Consider the following 19909-nt stretch of genomic DNA (forward strand, 5'->3'; position numbering starts at 1 on the left):
TCGAAGAAAAGCTCCGGGATGGTCCGGTAAAACAGTCTCAACGGCCTGGACGCAACCCCTGCCTCTTACTCCATAAGCCATACGCCGTATCCGGTTGGACAACGCTGGGCGGAAATCGCACTAGCCTGGCACTTATTAACCGATTTCTTCTCATATATTTACTTATTCATCTGAAACAATCCCGTTTCAGATAACAAACAATCGATCCGATTTTGTGAACAATGGGGCAGCGTACTAGTCGGTCGGGGTTGATGACCCTGGCCCTATATCTGGGGTGGTTGACGGCTCTACTGGCGACCCAATCCCTGGGTGCTCAATCCCTAAGCTTACCCAAACCCGAGCTAATTACGGCCCGGCAGGGCTTACCGCAGGCCTTTGTACCCGCCATCCTACAGGACAAACGGGGCTTCATCTGGATGGCTACCCGCGACGGGCTATGCCGCTACGATGGCTACTCGTTTCGGGTGTTTCAGCCCGCAGCCGACGGACGTCCCTCGCTTTCCTCACCGGGACTGACCAACCTGACCAGTGCTCCCGATGGGTACATCTGGATTCAGAATGACCAGTTCGGCCTCGACGGATTCGACCCTGTTCGGGAAACCTTTACCAATCTATCCCGCCAACCGGCTTACCGGCAAGTCTTCGGCCAGGATACACTCCTGACCATCTATCCTGATACCCACCGTCGACTCTGGCTCATCTTTCGTCGGGGGGGGCTGGCGCGCTATGACCGGGATACGCACCGCTTCGTTCGGTATCCGCACCGAGCGGGCCAATCGACGTCACCCAGTAGCAATACCATCACGTCGGTCCTGGAGGATAGCCGGGGACAACTCTGGCTGGCCACTCCTCACGGTCTGGACCGCTTCGAGCCGTCAACGGACGGATTTAGCCATGTGGCTTATCCGACGGCCATAAAAACACCCGTCCAGCAGCTCTACCGACGGGCGAACGGGGAACTCTGGCTGTGCAGCGATCGTCAGCTGGCGCGCTGGAATCCAGCTACGGGTGAAACTCACGTATATCCCCTGGCGTGGGTCAATCAACTGGCCAGCTGGACCCACCAACTGACAACCGACAGTCAGGGTACGGAGTATATCAACCTGGGACGGCAGCTGTTCCGCTATACGGACGCTCAGGGCTTACAGCCGCTGCATATACCCGACGGAGCTACTCAGTATGTTTCCCTGTTCATCGACCGATCCGACGTGCTCTGGCTGGGGACCGATCTGGCGGGCGTGCATAAGATCAACCTTCGGGCACCGGCTTTCCAAAATCGGCCCTATCAGCGTTCATTTGTTCAGGACTGGCTCACCGACTACGCGCACCTACCGGCCAGCCGGCTACCGACCGGACTGGCGCATACTTCTCCCTATAACTTCCGGGTAACCACCGACGCCGAGGGGCAACTCTGGTTCGCCGTGGGGGGCACTCCGCTCTACCGGCTCAACCCGGCTACGCATCAGCTGACCACCGTCGCGGGGCCCGCTACCCTGCGCGACTATCGGCTGGAACGACCTACCTTACTGGCCACGGACCCAGCTGGCATGGTATGGGTTGTGCACCCCGACTGGACGGGTTACTACGATACGAGACAAAATCGATGGGTTCGGTTTGCGCATCCCTTCCAGACTTCCATTCGGTCGGCCATGCTCCAGGCGGTCGTTGACCGTCGGGCGGTATGGATTGCCACCGCTAGCACGGGTCTGTACCGGGTCGACCGGCGCAGTGGACAGGTCCGGCATTACCAACGGCAGTCCCGTGATTCCACCTCCCTGAGCAGCGATAACCTCTACTGGCTCAACGCCGATCCACTGGATACGAATCGACTCTGGATCGGTACCTTTGGGGGAGGGCTCTGCCAGTTCGATAAACGCACCGGACGTAGCGTACGATTCACCACCCGACAGGGCTTGCCCAACAACGTGGTTTACGCGGCTGTTCCCGACCGGTGGGGGTCCGTTTGGCTGGCTACCAATCAGGGACTGGGCCAACTCAACCGAGCCACCGGACGCATCCGGGTCTACCGGCAGGAAGACGGGCTGGGGGCCGACGAATTTAACCGCTTCCACGCCGTATCCATGCCCGGAATTGCCTTGCGGGATTCGAACGTTGTTGGACCGACACCCGGCTCAGCGGCAGTCCGTGGTCCGGCATTCCGTGGTCCGGCATTCCGGCGTAACGGAATCAGCGACGAGCGTATCGTCTTGGGGAACATTTCGGGACTGGTTGGCTTCGACCCCCGCACCATTCGTCCCGACACGTTTCAGCCGGAGGTACAGCTTTCGGACATCCTGGTCAACAACCGGTCCCTACTGGATTCATTACCAGCTGCAATCCCGTTCGACTCGCTTCACCAGTTGACGTTGCCTCATGACCAGAACTTCATCACGATTCGCTTTGCCGCCATGCAGTACAATCGGCTGGGGCAGGCGGTATACCGTTACCGGCTGGCGGGTTTATCGCCAGGTTGGGTGGTCACCCAGCGGCCGGAAGCTATTTTCACCGCCCTCGCCCCCGGTTGCTACCGGTTAACTATTCAGGCGGCCAACACGGCAGGCCAATGGAGCCGTCATGTGCGTAGCCTGTCGATAACGATCGATCCCCCCTGGTGGCGGAGTGGGTGGGCTTATCTGGTATACGCACTGGTGGGGATTGGGTTGCTCGCTGGGTTTAGTCGTTACCGGTCTCGTCAACAGCAGGCGCAACAGGACCAGCGGGACCGCCAGCGGGAAGCGGAACAATTGCGAGTCGTCGATGAGCTGAAAACCCGGTTCTTCGCCAATATCACCCACGAGTTCCGCACCCCCCTGACGCTGATCTTATCACCCCTCGAAACGCTGATCGCCGACCTGCGACAGACCCGGTACGGCGAACGGCTGTCCCTGGTGGAACGCAATGCCCGGCAATTGCTGGGCCTGATCAACCAGCTTATGGAGCTGGCTCGACTGGACGCCCGGATGATGCAGGTAACCCCCGTGCGGGGGCGGCCCGACGAGGTGGTGGCCGGGCTGGTACAAACCTTTGCCCAGGTCGCCGAGGCCCGGTCGGTGCAATTGATTTACCGGCCCCAGGAAATGGGTTTATTCTGGTTTGACGCCGATAAGCTGGAGCGCATCGTCATCAATCTGCTGGCCAATGCCCTCAAGTTTACCCCCTCGGGCAGCGTCACGGTAACCCTGAGCCCCATCACTACGGGTACGGACTCCCCGGTACCGGGTCTTCAACTGAGCGTCGCCGATACGGGTATCGGTATTGCCGCCGATCAGTTACCTCACCTCTTTAAGCGGTTCTATCAGGTCGGCTCACCCGACGACGGGGGGGCATTGGGGTGTGCTCAACCCCGCGCTCGCGACTACCAGCCGGGCAGTGGTATTGGCTTGGCGTTGGTCAAGGAACTCATCGATGTTCAGGGCGGACAGATTCGGGTCGACAGCCAACCGGGCCGGGGTACGACAGTCTACGTTGAGTTGCCTTATCCACCGGTGACCGACAGCTTACCTGAGCCATTACTGACTCCCCAGGCAACCCCGCCGGTGGGCGAATCCGGGGGCTTCACCCCTCAGGAGACCGAACCGGCGATGATTCTGCTGGTGGAGGACAACGATGATCTGGCTCAGTTCATCGGTCAGAGTTTGCCCCCGCACTACCAGCTGCATCGGGCCAACGATGGGCTGGATGGGTTGGAGCAGGCCCGGCGGCTGATGCCCGACCTGATCATCAGCGATGTGATGATGCCCCGCCTGGATGGCTACGCGCTCTGCCAGCGACTGAAAAGCGATATGACGACCGACCACATTCCCCTGCTGCTGCTGACGGCTAAGGTAAGCCTGGAAAGTCGGATGCAGGGACTGGCGATGGGAGCCGATGAGTACCTGGCCAAGCCCTTTCATTTGCCCGAACTACTCCTGCGCATCAACAACCTGCTGGCGACCCGGCGCCGGTTGCGTGAGCGACTACAACACCAGCTGACGGCGCCGGTCCCTGATCCAGCCGCACTCGTTCATCTACCCTTCGTGGAAACGCTGCAACGGTTATTGGATCAGCACCTGGCCGAAGCGGGCTTCGGGGTCGATCAACTGGCCGCCGGGGCTGACTTGAGCCGGATGCAGTTACACCGCAAACTTAAATCGCTGACGGGTCTGACGACCACCGAGTTTATGCGGACCTACCGGTTGCAGCAGGCCCTGCCGCTGCTGGCCCGGGGCCTGTCGGTTAGCCAGGCGGCCTACGCGGTAGGCTTCGAGAACCCCTCTTATTTTGGTCAATGCTTCCGGGAGCTGTTTGGGTACCCCCCTTCGGATTATGGGACTACCCTGACGGAGCGAGCCTAAAAAAACCGTCTTTTTTTCGCTTTTTAGCTATAATGTTACAATAGTGAGAGTCGATGTTACAATGGTGAGAGTCTGGTAATCAGGCGTGTAGTAGCTTTGCGGTCAGTCAACCCAAACAAATTATCCGTTATGATACCAACGCTTTACTCACGTAACCAGGGGCGCATTTGCCTGCTGGTTTTTGTGTTACTCAGTAGCCTTAGCAGCTACCTGCACGCTCAGAATGGGAGTGTCACCACGACCCAGAGCTTTTCGTATACGGGCCAGATCGTCACCTGGCAAGTGCCCACGGGCGTCACTTCGCTGACTATTGAAACCCGGGGAGCCGAAGGGGGGGCTATTCAAGGGGGCACCGCGTCGGCGGGCAAAGGGGCCATCGTGGCCGCCCGGGTGAGTGTCACCCCCGGCCAGGCCCTGAGTATCCTGGTGGGCCAGTCGCTGAGTGGCAAAGCCGCCGGGGGTGGAGGCTCGTTTGTGGTAGCTCCCCCGGGCAGTACGACAGCGCCCACCCCGCTGGTGATTGCAGGCGGGGGCGGGGGAGCGGCCGGGGTTGACTCCCCGAGCAAACATGGGCAGGTCGGCCCGGATGGGGGTGCCGGTGGGGGTACCACTGCTAGTGGGGCTGGTGGTAAGGCTGGTGGTGGGGGGAGTGGTGGTGAGAGTGGTGGGGGTGGCCTGCTAGGCGATGGAAATAATGGCAGGGCTAGTGGTGGCAAAGCCTTTGTGCATGGCGGGGCCGGGGGAAGTGCCAGCAACAGTCCGGGTGGTTTTGGTGGTGGCGGCAGCGGTAGTGAGCCTAGTAGCAGTAGCAGTAGGGGTGGCGGTGGCGGCTTCTCCGGTGGCGGTGCTGGTGGCTTCTCAATTGACGATACAGGTAATCTTATTACTGCTGTGGGAGGGGGTGGCGGCTCCTACTATACGGGTACTAGCCTAAGCTTGGTATCGGGAGCAACGGGCAACTCAGGCAACGGGCTGGTCATCATCAGTTACAGCGTTTACCCCATCCGCTACGTCAAACAGGACGGCACGGGCAGCGGCACCTCGTGGGCTGACGCTAGTGGGGATTTGCAAGCAATGATCAACGCCCCGGGTGTGCAGCAAATCTGGGTGGCCAGCGGCCGCTACACCCGCACGGGGGACGTCTCGTTTAGTATGAAGAACAACGTAGCTATCTACGGGGGCTTTAGCGGCAGCGAGAGTAGCTTGAGCCAGCGGTCGGGGGTCAACCCCGTGGCGGATCAGGTTTCCTCCACCACCCTCACCATCCCCCAGGGCAGCACGGGCTCGGTGATTCGCAATAACAACAACGGATTGACCGCCACGGCCATCCTGGACGGCGTGTTCATCACGGGGGGCACAGCAAATGGGGGGGGTATGTATAACTACAGAAGCAATCCCAGCCTGACCAACTGCGTCTTCAGCGCCAACTCAGCGAGTACTGGGGGGGGCATCTACAATGACGAGAGTAGTCCCAGCCTGACCAACTGTGTCCTCAGCGCCAACTCAGCGGGGGGTGATGGGGGGGGCATGTTCAATGGCAACAGTAGCCCCAGCCTGACCAACTGCGTTATTCAGAACAATTCGGCCAACCAGGGGGCAGGCATCGCCAATGCGAGCAGTAGTCTAGGGCTGCTCAACTGCCTGCTCAGCGGCAACACCGCCCGGGGCGATGGGGGCGCCCTCTATAGTATAAGTGGTTTAATAAGCGGGAGCACGCCCACCCTGACCAACTGCACCCTGACGGCCAACCGGGCCGCCAGTGGAGCCGCCCTGCGCAACAACTATACGGGGACCCAGGCCCGGCTGACCAACTGCATTCTGTGGGACAACCAAGAGGCCACCAGCACCAGCATCACCAACGACTCCGGGGGCAGCACCACCGCTAACTACAGTTTGATCGGGGCGGGCGAGAGCGATTATACCAGCAGCGGGCCCACCAACCTGACCGCTACCAGCTCCCCCTTTGCCAGTAGCACCGACTTTAGCCTCAACGCCTGCTCGATCGCCATCAACGCGGGTGACCCCAACAGTAATGCGACGACTAACGGTACGACCGACCTGGCGGGCAACCCGCGCTTCTACCAGAACGGGCGCATTGATATCGGTGCCTACGAATACCAGGGTAGCCTCACTCAGCCCCTAGCCATCACCAGCCAGCCCCCGTCGGCCAGCAACGTAACAACCGGCAGTAACATCAGTGCCCCTGCCAGCGTCACGGGCAGCGTCACCAGCTACCAGTGGTACAAAGACAACCTCAGTAGCCCCGTCACGGGCCAGACCTCGGCTACGCTGAATCTGACTAACGTGCAGACGGGCGCTACGGGCAGCTACTCGGTAGTGGTGACGGGAGCCTGCAACAGTGTGACTTCGACGGCCTTCAGCTTGAGCGTGAGCGCCCCCAGCCAGCCCATCCGCTACGTCAAACAGGGCGGCACAGGTGACGGCAGCTCGTGGACTACTGCCAGCGGTGATTTGCAGGCCATGATCAACGCCCTGGGTGTGCAGCAAGTCTGGGTGGCGCAGGGCACCTACAAGCCCGGCCCGCCAAATAATACCGACCAGAGCATCAGCTTTGCAATGAAAGATGGAGTGGCTATCTACGGGGGGTTTGTGGGCACTGAAGCCAATCTGAGCGACCGGCGGCTGGGTAGCCCGTCAAGCACAACCCTCTCGGGTGACATTGGTACAGTGGGTAACAACGCCGACAACAGCTACCACGTCATCTTCAAGCGCAGAAATGATCCAGCTTTAACCAACACCGCTGTGCTGGATGGCTTTGTCATCACCGGCGGTAACTCCGATGGGGATGGCGGGGGAATCTATCTGGCCGGTAATGATGGTAATAATCCTAATAATCCACGCCTGGTAAATCTTAGTTTTGTCGCTAACTCGGCTAGCTCACTCGGTGGGGGGCTATTTAACAACAGCGCCAGACCAATCTTGGTCAACTGCCTTTTCCTGGGCAACTCGGCTAACAGTGGTGGCGGGATATACGATGATTTTAGTTTCTCGAGTGTAACCAACTGTAGCTTCGCCAATAACTCGGCCCCCGGTGGAGGTGGAGCAATAGCCACTTTTTACGGCAGTCCGTCACTAACCAACTGTGTGCTGTTTGGCAACGGGGGCATCAATACGTTTGCAAGGGGCGGTCTGGGTGCCCCAAGTGTGAGTTACAGCCTTCTGGAGCCCGAGGTAACTAGCTACTTCTCGGACCAGGGTAATAACCGCACCACGTCTACCCTGCCCTTCGTTAGTGCTACCGACCTGCGGCTTAACCCTTGCTCACCCGCCATCAACGCCGGCAACCCCAACAGCACAACAGCAACCAGCGGCTCAACCGATCTGGCGGACCAACCCCGCTTTTATCCTGCCGGGGGTATCATCGACATGGGGGCTTACGAGTTTCAGGGCAACCCTGCCCAGCTCCTGGCCATCACCAGCCAGCCCCCCAGTGGCAGCAGCGTAACGGCGGGTAGCACTGTCAGTGTGCCGGTCAGCGTGAGTGGCAGCGTCAGCGGCTACCAGTGGTACAAAGACAATCTGAGCAATGCGGTAGCGGGCCAGACGTCGGCCACCCTCACCCTGACTAACGTGCAGCCCAGTAATGCGGGCTCCTATTCGCTGGTCGTCAGCGGGACCTGCAATAGTGTCACCAGCACGGCTTTCCGTTTGAGCGTGAGCGACCCCACCCCCACCATTGCAGACGTGGCGGCAACGCCTTCCCCCGTATGCGCGGGTAGCCCCGTTACGTTCACGGCCACTATTGGCAATGTAACGGGCAACTACGCCTACACGCTCACCAATGGCAGTTCAACCAGCACGGGCACTAAAGGGGAGTCCACTTTCAGCCAGACCCTGACGGCTAGCGGGTCGGGTCAGCAAACCTTTACCTTGACGGTGCAGTCCAGTGGCGGGCAGCGGGCTACAGCCACCGCGACCCTGACGGTCAATCCGCTACCCACCGCGACCTTGACGGCATCGCCCTCGATGGTGCTTAGTTGCGCTCAGACCAGTTTAACGCTCACGGCGGGGGACGGAACAAGCTACCTCTTCAGCGGGCCGGGACTTGTTGGTCAAAGTGGTAACCAAGCCGTTGTGAACACACCCGGCACCTACTCGGTGAGCGTCACCAGTGCAGGGTGTTCCAGCACCACCAGTATCGCCATCAGTCAGGATAACAGCCAGCCCACAGTTAGTATCACCCCGAGTACAGCCACGCTAAGCTGTGCCGTGCCTACTGCGACCCTGACGGCCAACACGTCGGCCAGCAGCCTGACCTGGAGCACGGGCCAGACGACGGCTAGCATCACCGTCAGCGTGGCCGGGACGTATTCGGTGAGCGTAACCAGCGCCAACGGTTGCATGGCCATGGCCCAGGCCACGGTCAGTGGCACCACCGACGCACCGGTAGCTCCTACCCTCTCGGCTAGTCCAGCAACGAGCACCACCAATCAGCCCATCACCGTCACGGCCAGTGGCTGCAGCGGAGGCACCATCAACTGGACCGCTTTGGGCGGAACAGGGCAAGCCAGCGGCAACACCTACACGCTCGCTCAGCCAGGCAACTATACCCTCTCGGCCAGCTGTAATCTGAACGGCTGCACCAGCAGCTCGTCCACTCCGCTGAGCGTACAGATCCGCCCCGGTGGCTTTGCCATCACGGGGGTGAGCATGGTCAACTGTCAGTTGATCGACGAGGCCAAGGGCGGCTATCAGGTCCAGTTCACCCCCCAATACGCAGGGCAGACCAATAGTCCTATCAGCTTCTCGGTGGTCAACGAACTAGCCGCTACGACGAAACCGGCCCCCTACTCGCTGCGGCTCTATACGGACAACCCAGTGATTACGCTGGTGGCCACCCAGGCGGGTAACGGGGAAGCCCGCTTTGCCTACAACTGGCTGGCCTCCTGCCAGAGCGGCACGAGTCCCAACCAGCCGCCGACCACCACGGGCATTCCCTCGCAGACGATTCTGGTGGGACAAGGCTATCAGTTACAGCTCACGACTTACTTCTCCGATCCAGACGGACAGGCCTTAACCTTCCAGGCGTCGGGCCTACCCACGGGGCTTAGCCTAAGCGGCTCAGTGATCAGCGGCACCCCTTCGCAAACGGGCGTATCCACCGTGACCGTAACGGCTTTGGACCCCGGTGTTCTGCAAGTCAGTACGAGCTTCCAGTTGACGGTGACTCCCATGCCAGTTACTCCGCCGACGGGCTTTGCCATTGTGGGCGTCTCGACGGTGAGTTGTCAGGTGCTGAGCGCCGGTGAACGGCGGTTGACCTTTACCCCTCAATACGCGGGGCAGAACGCCAGTCCGATCAGTTTCTCGGTTGTCAATGAGAAATTGCCCACTACCGATCCGGGTCCGTACAGTCTGAACCTCTACACCGATAATCCAAGCATTACGCTCAGCGCTCAGCAGGGGGCGACAGTGAGCACGTATCGATATAACTGGCTGGCCGTATGCAATCCAGCGGCTCGAATAGGCATAGGCGAAGCATCTACGCGTTTGCAGGTTCGCGCACTGGGCAACCCCGTAGACGGGAAGATGGCGGAGATAGAGATCAGTGGCGCGATGGGTCAACCCGTGCAGCTCAACCTGGTCGATATGCAGGGCAAATCGGTCCACACCCATCGAATCGATCAGGCGGGCGGAGTAGAGCGGGTGAGTCTGCCGCTGGGAGCCAGCACTGGCGTACTGCTCCTGCGGGTGAGTACCCCTACGCAAAGCCAGCAGATTAAGCTACTTGCATTTTAAATGAATCCGTTGTTTCAACCTGTTCGACAAGTTCCATCCTGAGTGATGTGGATTTGTCGAACGGGTATGGAACACGTTTCAGCGATCCACTACCCCACAACTCAACGACGATGAAAAAACACGCTCTGGCCGACGAGCAACTTGTCAGCGCCTTTCAAACCACCAGTTCAGCCCAAAGCTTCGAAGCCCTTTATAATCGCTACATCAACAAAGTGTATCGAACCTGCTTGTCGTTCACGAACGATGCCCAGGCCGCCCAGGATTACACCCAGGACATCTTCCTAAAAGTTTTTGATAAACTGGGCTCCTTTCAGCGCCAATCCAGTTTTTCAACTTGGCTCTATGCTATTTCCCATAATCACTGTCTGGATCAGCACCGACTCAGCAAGCGGCTACCCACAGAGCCCCTATCGGCCGAAGTCGTCCAAACACTCGCCGACAGCCTTCCCTGTAGCCATGACCCTAACCAGGATCAACTCCAGAATATCGAGTGTCTGCTGGCCAAACTGCCCCAGTCCGATCGGAGACTCCTGGGGCTCAAGTATGAGCAGGGGTTATCCGTAATGGCCCTTTGTAATCACTATCAACTCTCGGAAAGCGCGGTTAAGATGCGCTTGAAGCGGTCCAGGGATCGGTTACGTAAGCTCTATGTCAGTCAAGGAGGTGAGTAGAGGCTGTGGAGTCTTAATCGGAGAAAACGGCTATTATCCGGTAAAACAGCATCGCCGTTCGATCGGGTAGGTATAATCATTCAGCATCGTCTTTTTAGAACGTAAATCGTTCCCAAAAAAGAAAGAGCCTTGACAATACCAGTCAGGTAGCACGATCAGCGATTCTCCGATCCCCTTATGAACCTTACTCCAAAAGCACAACTCAACAACACGTTCGATGCCATAGTGGTTGGTTCGGGCGTTAGTGGCGGCTGGGCCGCTAAAGAACTCACCCAGAAAGGATTGCGGGTACTGATGCTCGAACGGGGGCGCGACCTTCAGCACATTACGGGCTACGATACTGCCATGAAAGCCCCCTGGGAGTTTGCCCATCGCGGTCGTACGATTTTACCAAAAGACAGCCCAGCGCCTGACTTTCGGGTTCTGGGCTATAATGAACAGAATGGTCATTTCGTATTTGATGATCGAAACGCGCCGTACAAGGAAATCCATCCATTTCTCTGGTACCGTCCTGACACACTGGGTGGCAAGTCGATTATGTGGGGGCGACAAAGCTATCGATTCAGCGAGATGGATTTCGAGGCTAACGCCCGGGATGGGTTCGGCACCGACTGGCCAATTCGGTACAAGGATCTGGCTCCCTGGTATAGCTACGTCGAATCGTTCGCGGGTATTTCGGGCAATAAAGAGGGGTTGGCTCAACTACCCGACGGTGAGTTTTTGCCGCCGATGGACATGAACTGCGTGGAGGAGCACGTTCGCGGGAAACTGAAAACCACCATGAATCGTGTGATGACTATCGGCCGAACCGCCAATCTGTCGAAAGCCAATCCGATCCATACCTCGGTTGGCCGCGCCCCGTGCCAGTACCGGAATCATTGCGCCAGAGGTTGCCCTTATGGTGGCTATTTCAGTTCACTTTCCGCTACATTGCCAGCCGCCCGCCAAACCAATCGGCTCACGGTTCGGACCGATAGTATTGTATCGAACGTGTTGTATGACGAGAAGAAAGGAAAGGCTACTGGCGTTCGGGTTATTGACTCAAAAACAAATCAGACAACCAAGTATTACGCCCGGATCATCTTTCTGAATGCGTCGGCCATGGCCACCAATTTCATTCTACTCAACTCGGTTTCAAGTCGTTTTCCAAACGGGTTTGGCAATGATAGCGGCACCTTGGGTAAGTACATCATGGACCACCATTTTCAGGTTGGAGCCAATGCACAAGCCGATGGCATGGGATTCGATGATATGTACTACTACGGACGTCGGGCGAATGGCATCTATATTCCCCGCTATCGGAACATCGGAACCGACAAACGGGCGTACCTGCGCGGCTTCGGCTATCAGGGTGGCGCTTCCCGATCCGGCTGGCAACGACTTATTGCGGAAGCGGCTGGTACTGAGGGCAATTTCGGAGAAGACCTGAAAGAAAGAGCGGCTCAGCCGGGTCCGTGGACGATGGGCATCATGGGCTTCGGTGAGTGTTTGCCTTACGAAGACAACACAATTACGCTTGATCCCAATCGGCTTGACAAGTGGGGTTTACCAACGGTTGTATTCGACGTAAAATTCCGGGAAAACGAAGAACGGATGCGTCTGGACATGATGAACGATGCGGCCGAGATGCTCGAAGCGTCTGGGCTGAAACAAATCACTACGTACGACAATCAGTCCATCCCCGGTCTGGCGGTTCATGAAACGGGAGGTGTTCGCATGGGCCGCGATCCCAAGACGTCGATGCTCAACGCGCACAATCAGCTGTGGGCCGCTAAAAATGTTTTCGTTACCGACGGCGCTTCGTTCGCTTCTGTAGCCTGCCAAAATCCATCGCTCACGTTCATGGCCCTGACTGCCCGAGCGGCCAGTTTTGCCGTAAGTGAATTAAAAAGGCAGAATTTATAACTTGACGCTATTTACTCCTTTAGCGTCCACAGCCTTTTGCCATTCTAACGACAGTCGGAATGGCAAAAGGCTGTTTTGGTGGTAGTCCTATTCTGGGCTTTTCTTGTCACTCCCGTAATCACTTTTTAGCTAGGTCAGATCAGTAAGCTGGTTATTGGTCGAGCCTAACGCAACTTTACAAATCATTAACGGACGTTAATGATTTGTAAAGTCAGCGCGGAACACTATCTTGCACCATGCAAACCTACGTGGCCTACTACCGAGTCAGCACCAAAAAGCAGGGACAGTCCGGATTAGGCCTCCAGGCTCAGCGCAGTAGTGTCCTGGGTTTCGTGCATTCTCCCGCCTTGCTGGTGGGCGAATTTTGTGACATTGAATCAGGCAAGCGGGACCAGCGCCCGGAGCTGCTCAAAGCGATCGACTTTGCCCGGCAACACAAAGCCCGGCTGGTCATTGCCAAACTTGATCGGCTTAGTCGCAACCTGACCTTTATATCCTCCCTGATCGATTCCAAAATCAGTTTTGTTTGTGCCGATATGCCCGATGCCAATGAATTTACCATTCATATATTCGCGGCTTTGGCACAGCAAGAACGAAAGATGATCAGTGAGCGGACCAAAAAAGCCCTGGATGAGAAACTACGGCAGGTAGGACAATGGCGAAAGAGTGGCCGCGTTTTTCAGGATCCACTAATTTCGGCCAAAGCGGCCCAGACCAATCGGAATCGCTCACTCAGCAATGAGAACAACCGAAAAGCCATTGCGTTGATCAAGGCGCTGAGATCGGCCAAAGTAAGCTATCTGGAAATCGCCCGTCAACTTAACCAATCTGGCTTTAAAACGGCCAGAGGATGTCTGTTTCAAGCGACTCAAGTCATGCGTCTGGCAACGCGCTCAACGGAGCAAACCGAACCAAAGTAACTCAGGCGGTCGGCCGTTACCACGTCGGCCGTTACCACCACGTTTCGATCATGGCTGCATTGCGTGATGCCCACGGCATTCTTCTCAACCCTTGTCACACAAATAGGCTACGGGCCGCGAAATGCGGTTGACGATCGGGCGCGTACGGTTGACAATCACTGGTTGCTTTTATTTACTGTTTTTGGGCGGCAAGCGGATCAGGCCACGGAAAACGAGGTAGGCATTCCGCACTAGTACAGGTAAACGTGGCTGGAAACGAAAAAGCCCCACTGGTGAACCAATGGGGCTGAAGAATCATAACAGACATAAAACGTCGACCCAAGGGCTTTATTGTGCACACTGCATCAGAATGAGTCTTATTTTTCACTTTTTTTTCAGAGATTCCGGCTGTCTCTTTTCAGTAGACCAGCTTTGCCGGGTTGGATGACCCCCAACTCCGTTTGGGCTAACGACAGGGTTTAACGCAGAGCATCTCATCAGCTAAGCGCACACATTAATGTTTTCAGGGGCAGATCAGTCGGTCGCCCTTTCGAATTTAAGACATTTCCTATCATTTTTAGGACAATTCCATCTAGACGTCGATTATCTGCCTATACTTGTTTCCATCGACAGGTGGACCCTCCCTGCGGCCAGTGAAGAGGTAGCGTCCGTTAGCTATCCATCACCTTGTCGATCCGTTATCTGTCAGCTAACCGATCGTTTCACGTTTCCCATTCAAGTGTATGCAGAACAACTACAACAGGGTAACCCGCCAAGACTGGCTGGTTATCAGCATTTTGGCACTTTGCCTGGCACTGCCGACTTCAATCCTGGCGCAGACGGGCAGACCATTGGTCCTTACGGTACCTACCTACTCTTGTGCAACCGGAGCCATCACCTTCAATACCACAGGTGGAGATGGATCGCCTATTACCTTCACGGCGCCAGGTATTACACGCCAGTCGGTTTTCAGTCAGTCCGGTATTGTTGAGGAAGGACTCCGCAACGATCCCAAGCCGATCACTATTCTAGCTACACAGCGTGCCTATACAACCAGTCTTACTTTCGATCTGGCCGTTTATTGTTTGGTTTCCAGTTTCCCCTCCCCGGTCCTTGTCTCACCAATCGACAACCTAACACTAACCGTCGGTGAGCAACTTGACCACTATGATGCATCGACCCATTTTAAAGACCCCATTATCTACCACGGACTTGGCTACACGCCTGCGGCATTTCGGGCCATGAACACGCCACCGGGTCTGGCGTTTATCGATGCCACAACGGGGGCCAGTAAGGTCGCCTATTTTACCGGCGCTCCAACCGTTCCGGGGGTTTATTCCGTAACGGTAACCTGTTATTTCTACCCGTCGATAACCAACGATTTAGCCACGTCAACTACGTTTACGATTACGGTGGTTGATAAACCCGTGGTGAATCCACCCTCGGGCAGTAACCTGGCCTTAACACAACCCACCTATAACTGCTCGACCGGAGCGATCACCTTCAACACCACCGGGGGTGACGGAACACCCATTGAGTTTCAGGCGCCGGGCATTACGGCCTGGACGACCAATCCCAACCACATTCTAGATGCGTGTGCCCGGAGCTGTGCTGATGTTCCTCCCTTCATGATCTCAGCCCGGCAGCAGGGAAAACTAACTACTTACACGTGGTCACGACAGGACTATTGTGCCCTTACACCGTCCGTAGTTCGGGTAAATCCCATCAGTGATATGACCGCTACCGTTGGTCAGGGAATCTATTACGCAATAGGGGCGGCATTTTCCTCTTCACCGACTACCAACTGGAGCGTCAGTGCCCAGGGGTTGCCGCCGGGTGTGAGTTATTTTTTCAGGCAGGAAGGCGGGGGTAGTCCGAACCCAACCTGGGCACTGATCGGTACACCCACTATGGCAGGCACTTACTTGGTAACTGCGTCGGCCAGTGCCAATGGTGGCAGTGCGTCTACTACGTTCAAATACATCGTTACCTCTGCTACGAATCCGCTTACGCTGACGGCACCAACCTATAACTGCCTGACTGGTGCGATCACCTTCAACACCAGCGGGGGTGACGGAACACCCATCGAGTTTAAATCGATCGGTATCACCGACTGGACGGGCAACGCAACCCAGCTTGTCGACAGGGAAAGCCGCACGGCCAGTGATGTGATGCCCTTCACCCTGATGGCCCGTCAAAGTGGTCAGATCGTAACATTGAGCTGGAATCTGAAAGCGGCCTGCGGTCGGGCACGCCTTGGCGTTGACGATACTGATGGACAGCTTTCCCTAACGGTGCTGGGCAATCCCGTTCACGATCAACTAAAGGTATTGGTGGCGGGTGTACCGGGCCAGTCCGTGCAGTTACGCCTGACGGACGCGGGTGGTCGTTTGCTGGAGAAGCGCACCATAGAATCGGCTGGTGTGCGGGAAGAACAGCATTTCCGACTGGATCAATCCAGTGGGGGGCTCTTGCTACTACAGGCCACAACGAGCACCCAGCACCATACCGTAAAAGTCGTCAGGCACTAGAACCGGAGCTGCTATTGACAATCAGAACGGCTTCTGAAAAATCAGGCGCCGTTCTGTTTAGTTGATGCGTGCGAGCCGTTGACCGCCAACTACCTGTCAACGAAAGCGTGAGATTTGAGCGGGGGGTGTCTCTAAACAGTGACCGTGTCGCCTGTGTTGTTATAGAAAAAACGACATGCAAACGCCCTACGAGTATTTACAAGCACAATTTGTCGCCCAAAAACCTTTGATGGAGACGGAAGAAGGTGGCTATTTAGTCGCGGAACTGAACCTGATTGATGAGGATACTACTAATTTCACGTTTACGCTGGAAGGCTATGGTATTATGGCCGGGCAAACATTAGAGGGCAGCGTAGAGGACTCAGACGATCCCAACTATCCGGGCACCTATAACTTTGTTGCTGGTAATGCCGATGAGAACAAGCCTGTCCACCAGAACTACAGTCACGATAATGTGATGCTGTTCTTTTCTCAGGGCGTCACCGTCTAGCTTTTCGTTGGATCGTATCGTTTTTTGATCCGATCAATTGGATGGTCGTTCTGATACGCACACGGTTTAACATAGCTTCGTGAGCGTACATGACCTTTTTCTACGCCCACTCTATCCGTAGAGTGGGCGTAGTTCATTTTACATCGTACCGAAAGCCGGGGCGCGTTACACCAGTCAGCTTGATTGGTGCCTGTATACGCATAGTTTGGCCGCTCTCGTTGCTACACGCTATCATCTCCCCCTCGCCGGGTCATGTACTATTTGGATAAATGCGCCTGACTCACTGGCCAATTGTCAACTAGTGGTTGACCAGACAGCCAGTTGACTAGCAACCGATAATCGACGCGATCATCAAGGGCACAACTAAATCAAGTAATTTGCTGAACGCCTGGGTCGACGGAAACTGACGACGTGACGGACATGGATCGACCTCATCTGTCCGGTAATGCTATCCATGAACCAGTGGTCCCGTTTCGGGTGCTCCCATCTGATAATTCCAGTCCGTTGTGCGTCCTGATCATTTGAAAACACCGAAATGCAGTTGACCAGCCCAGTTGATGTACCGTTGCTCGTTACGGTGGGCAAACGTCGAAGCCGGAATCAAAAACGTCTGCTTTTCTAATTTGCCAGGTGCCAAAACCTCACTTTCTGCCTCAATAGCTAAGCTATCAGCGGGTTAGCGGGTTGGACAAGCAGGCTAGCTGGCCAGCCCCGTCGGATTCTGGACCAGTTTGACTCAATCAATAGCCTCTGGACATACCCTCGAACCAGCCTGTTCAGGCCCTTGGCTTAGAACGGGTTCGGAAAAGCTCAGCGACGGCCGGGGCTGATTAAACGAACTCATCACTTGACCGCTTTCTATGGCAAACAAACTTAAATTCGCCACCACTAACCGATCTCCGTTCATAACTACCTTACGCGGGCGGGTCGATGCCTATTTTACCCAGCAAAACCTCTCACCCCATGCCAACGAAGCGATGTGGGCCAAGGCGCTTTTTTTTCTGCTGGGCTACGGGCTGATTTATGGGCTGATCCTCTCCAATCAGTTTGGTACGACGGCCCTGCTGGGACTGGCGGTTTTACTGGGCGTGTTTGCCGCCTGCATTGGCTTCAACGTCTCTCATGATGCCCTGCACGGTGCCTTTTCGGCTCGTCCCTGGGTGAATAAACTCCTGGGGAGTAGTTTTTACCTGCTGGGGGCAAATCCCTACGTCTGGAAAATTACCCACAACATCGTCCACCATACCTTCACCAATATTCCCGGCCATGACGAAGACATCGAGGTTGCGCCGGGATTGGTTCGGCTGGACCCCGAGCAGCCGCTAAAGCCCTGGCACCGTTACCAGCATTGGTACACCTTTCCGCTCTACGCGCTGGCGTCTCTATCGTGGGTGTTGCGAAAAGATTATGTCAAATTCTTTAAAGATCGCATTGGCCAACATGACATGCCTACTCATCCCCGGGAGGAATATGTTAAACTATTTTTGGCCAAGGCGCTTTATTACCTCTTCTTTCTGGGATTGCCTTTTGCGCTGCTTAGTCTGTCCTGGTGGCAGATAATGGTCGGGTTCGTGGTCATGCACCTGGCCGAAGGATTGGTGTTGGGCCTGGTTTTTCAGCTGGCCCATACCGTAGAAGGTACTACCTTTCCCTTACCCAACGAAGAGGGGAAGATGACCGATTCCTGGGCAATTCACCAGCTATGCACAACGGCCAACTTCGCACCCCGCTCGGCGCTGGCGGCCTTTATCTGCGGGGGGTTGAACCGACAGATTGAACACCATTTGTTTCCCAAAATTTGTCATATTCATTACCCTGCCATCACGGCCATCGTCAAGCACACGGCGCACGAATTCGGTCTGCCTTACCTGGAGAATCGCAGCTTTGGTTCGGCACTTTACTCTCATTTTCGTCTGCTACAGAAATTAGGGCGACCCGTCCCGGCCGAACGGCGTAGTCCCATTGATGCATGAACAACGGCGATGGCTCGGCGAAGAACAACCATGCCGTTAAAAATACAGTGGTCCTTTTCAGGAGTGCCCGCTGACAGGTAATCAACTTTTATTCAGTAAGTAATGAACGCAGTAAAACAAGTGCACGAGCTAGGACAAAGCATCTGGTTGGACTTTATCGACCGACCACTGATGAACTCAGGCCGCCTTCAGCAACTCATCGATGAAGATGGCGTTCGGGGCATTACATCCAATCCCGCTATCTTCGCCAAAGCCATTACGGGAGGGACCGACTATGACCAGGATATCCGGCGGCTGGCGCAGGAAAATGACTCGAACGAAGCTATATTTTACCAACTAGCCGTAACTGATATCCAGCAAGCCGCTGATTTATTCGCACCGGTATACGAAGATAAAGTTAGTGGGGCGGACGGATTCGTCAGCCTGGAGGTCTCACCCCGCCTGGCGCTGGATACCGACCAGACGCTGGAACAGGCCCGCACGTTGTGGCAAGCCGTCGATCGGGCTAATGTGATGATCAAGATTCCGGGTACCAAACCAGGTTTGCCTGCGATCCGGCAGGCCATTGCCGAAGGCATTAATATCAACGTTACGTTGCTGTTCAGTCTGGAGCGCTACGAAGCCGTGGCGGAGGCTTACATCGCCGGGCTTGAGGATCGGTTGGCCGCTGGTCAGCCCATCGATCAACTGGCTTCGGTAGCCAGCTTCTTCATCAGTCGTATTGATACACTGGTAGATCCAATGCTCATTGAACGGGGATTGGCCCCGCTAAAAGGGGAAACAGCCATTGCGCTGGCAAGACAAGCTTATGCACGCTACGGCCGACTGTTCAACAGCGAACGCTTTGAAAAACTGGCCGCACAAGGCGCAACGCCCCAACGGTTACTGTGGGCGAGTACGGGCACCAAAGACCCTGCCGTTTCACCCGTCAAATACGTGGAAGCCCTGATCGCACCCAAAACCGTTAACACCGTACCAATGGACACGTTGACCGCCTACCGGGAGGCTGGCCAGCCAGCGGTTCGGCTATCGAACCACGAATCCGAATCCCTTCAGATGCTGGCGCAGGTGAAGCAAGCGGGTATCGATCTGAACGCAGTCGCGGAACAGCTGGAAGCGGAAGGAATCGCCAAATTTAACCAGCCCTACGATGAGCTTTTGCAAGCGATCGACGCCCAAAAGCAAGCTCTAACGGCTGGTCAGGAAAACGGTTAACCACCAGGATAACAGCAGCCGTTACCTGACTAAATTCTTATTACCAACAATGGCCTGTTTCGAAAGAGACAGGCCATTGTTGGTAATAAGAACCGCACAAAGGTCGTCGGAACGAGGGTTAGAGAAGGCTA

General features: G+C 56.2%; 9 protein-coding genes. All 9 read left to right on the plus strand.

Features of this window, described 5'->3' with window-relative positions:
* The first annotated feature begins 221 nt into the window (after nucleotides 1–221).
* The 9 genes from GK091_RS28330 to tal all read left to right on the plus strand — a co-directional run bounded on the left by GK091_RS28330 (nucleotide 222) and on the right by tal (nucleotide 19778).
* Nucleotides 222–4334: a hybrid sensor histidine kinase/response regulator transcription factor gene (locus tag GK091_RS28330; protein WP_164044118.1), complete on the plus strand. Its 4113-nt coding sequence runs from the start codon at nucleotides 222–224 to the stop codon at nucleotides 4332–4334.
* A 129-nt stretch (nucleotides 4335–4463) separates the two neighbouring features.
* Nucleotides 4464–10094, plus strand: coding sequence for a choice-of-anchor Q domain-containing protein (locus GK091_RS28335; RefSeq protein ID WP_164044119.1), 5631 nt, complete (start codon nucleotides 4464–4466; stop codon nucleotides 10092–10094).
* 110 nt (nucleotides 10095–10204) lie between these two features.
* A complete protein-coding gene (locus GK091_RS28340; RefSeq protein ID WP_164044120.1) occupies nucleotides 10205–10765 on the plus strand; it encodes an RNA polymerase sigma factor in 561 nt (186 codons plus the stop codon).
* A 177-nt stretch (nucleotides 10766–10942) separates the two neighbouring features.
* Nucleotides 10943–12670 (plus strand): GMC oxidoreductase, encoded by a 1728-nt coding sequence (locus GK091_RS28345; RefSeq protein ID WP_164044121.1) that lies wholly within the window; start codon nucleotides 10943–10945, stop codon nucleotides 12668–12670.
* A gap of 236 nt (nucleotides 12671–12906) precedes the next feature.
* Nucleotides 12907–13590: a recombinase family protein gene (locus GK091_RS28350; protein WP_164044122.1), complete on the plus strand. Its 684-nt coding sequence runs from the start codon at nucleotides 12907–12909 to the stop codon at nucleotides 13588–13590.
* A 722-nt stretch (nucleotides 13591–14312) separates the two neighbouring features.
* Nucleotides 14313–16100: a hypothetical protein gene (locus GK091_RS28355; RefSeq protein ID WP_164044123.1), complete on the plus strand. Its 1788-nt coding sequence runs from the start codon at nucleotides 14313–14315 to the stop codon at nucleotides 16098–16100.
* A 175-nt stretch (nucleotides 16101–16275) separates the two neighbouring features.
* On the plus strand, nucleotides 16276–16590 hold the full coding sequence (locus GK091_RS28360) for a hypothetical protein (RefSeq protein WP_164044124.1): 315 nt from the start codon (nucleotides 16276–16278) through the stop codon (nucleotides 16588–16590).
* Between the two features lie 860 nt (nucleotides 16591–17450).
* Nucleotides 17451–18563: a fatty acid desaturase family protein gene (locus GK091_RS28365; protein WP_164044125.1), complete on the plus strand. Its 1113-nt coding sequence runs from the start codon at nucleotides 17451–17453 to the stop codon at nucleotides 18561–18563.
* Between the two features lie 102 nt (nucleotides 18564–18665).
* Nucleotides 18666–19778: a transaldolase gene (tal, locus tag GK091_RS28370; protein WP_164044126.1), complete on the plus strand. Its 1113-nt coding sequence runs from the start codon at nucleotides 18666–18668 to the stop codon at nucleotides 19776–19778.
* Nucleotides 19779–19909 lie beyond the last annotated feature (131 nt).

Origin of the sequence: Spirosoma agri, from assembly GCF_010747415.1 — a bacterium.
Classification (GTDB): domain Bacteria; phylum Bacteroidota; class Bacteroidia; order Cytophagales; family Spirosomataceae; genus Spirosoma; species Spirosoma agri.

Coding starts and splice junctions, on each gene's coding strand:
- GK091_RS28330 (WP_164044118.1), top strand. CDS start 222: ATGGGGCAGCGTACTAGTCGGTCGGGGTTGATGACCCTGGCCCTATAT.
- GK091_RS28335 (WP_164044119.1), top strand. CDS start 4,464: ATGATACCAACGCTTTACTCACGTAACCAGGGGCGCATTTGCCTGCTG.
- GK091_RS28340 (WP_164044120.1), top strand. CDS start 10,205: ATGAAAAAACACGCTCTGGCCGACGAGCAACTTGTCAGCGCCTTTCAA.
- GK091_RS28345 (WP_164044121.1), top strand. CDS start 10,943: ATGAACCTTACTCCAAAAGCACAACTCAACAACACGTTCGATGCCATA.
- GK091_RS28350 (WP_164044122.1), top strand. CDS start 12,907: ATGCAAACCTACGTGGCCTACTACCGAGTCAGCACCAAAAAGCAGGGA.
- GK091_RS28355 (WP_164044123.1), top strand. CDS start 14,313: ATGCAGAACAACTACAACAGGGTAACCCGCCAAGACTGGCTGGTTATC.
- GK091_RS28360 (WP_164044124.1), top strand. CDS start 16,276: ATGCAAACGCCCTACGAGTATTTACAAGCACAATTTGTCGCCCAAAAA.
- GK091_RS28365 (WP_164044125.1), top strand. CDS start 17,451: ATGGCAAACAAACTTAAATTCGCCACCACTAACCGATCTCCGTTCATA.
- tal (WP_164044126.1), top strand. CDS start 18,666: ATGAACGCAGTAAAACAAGTGCACGAGCTAGGACAAAGCATCTGGTTG.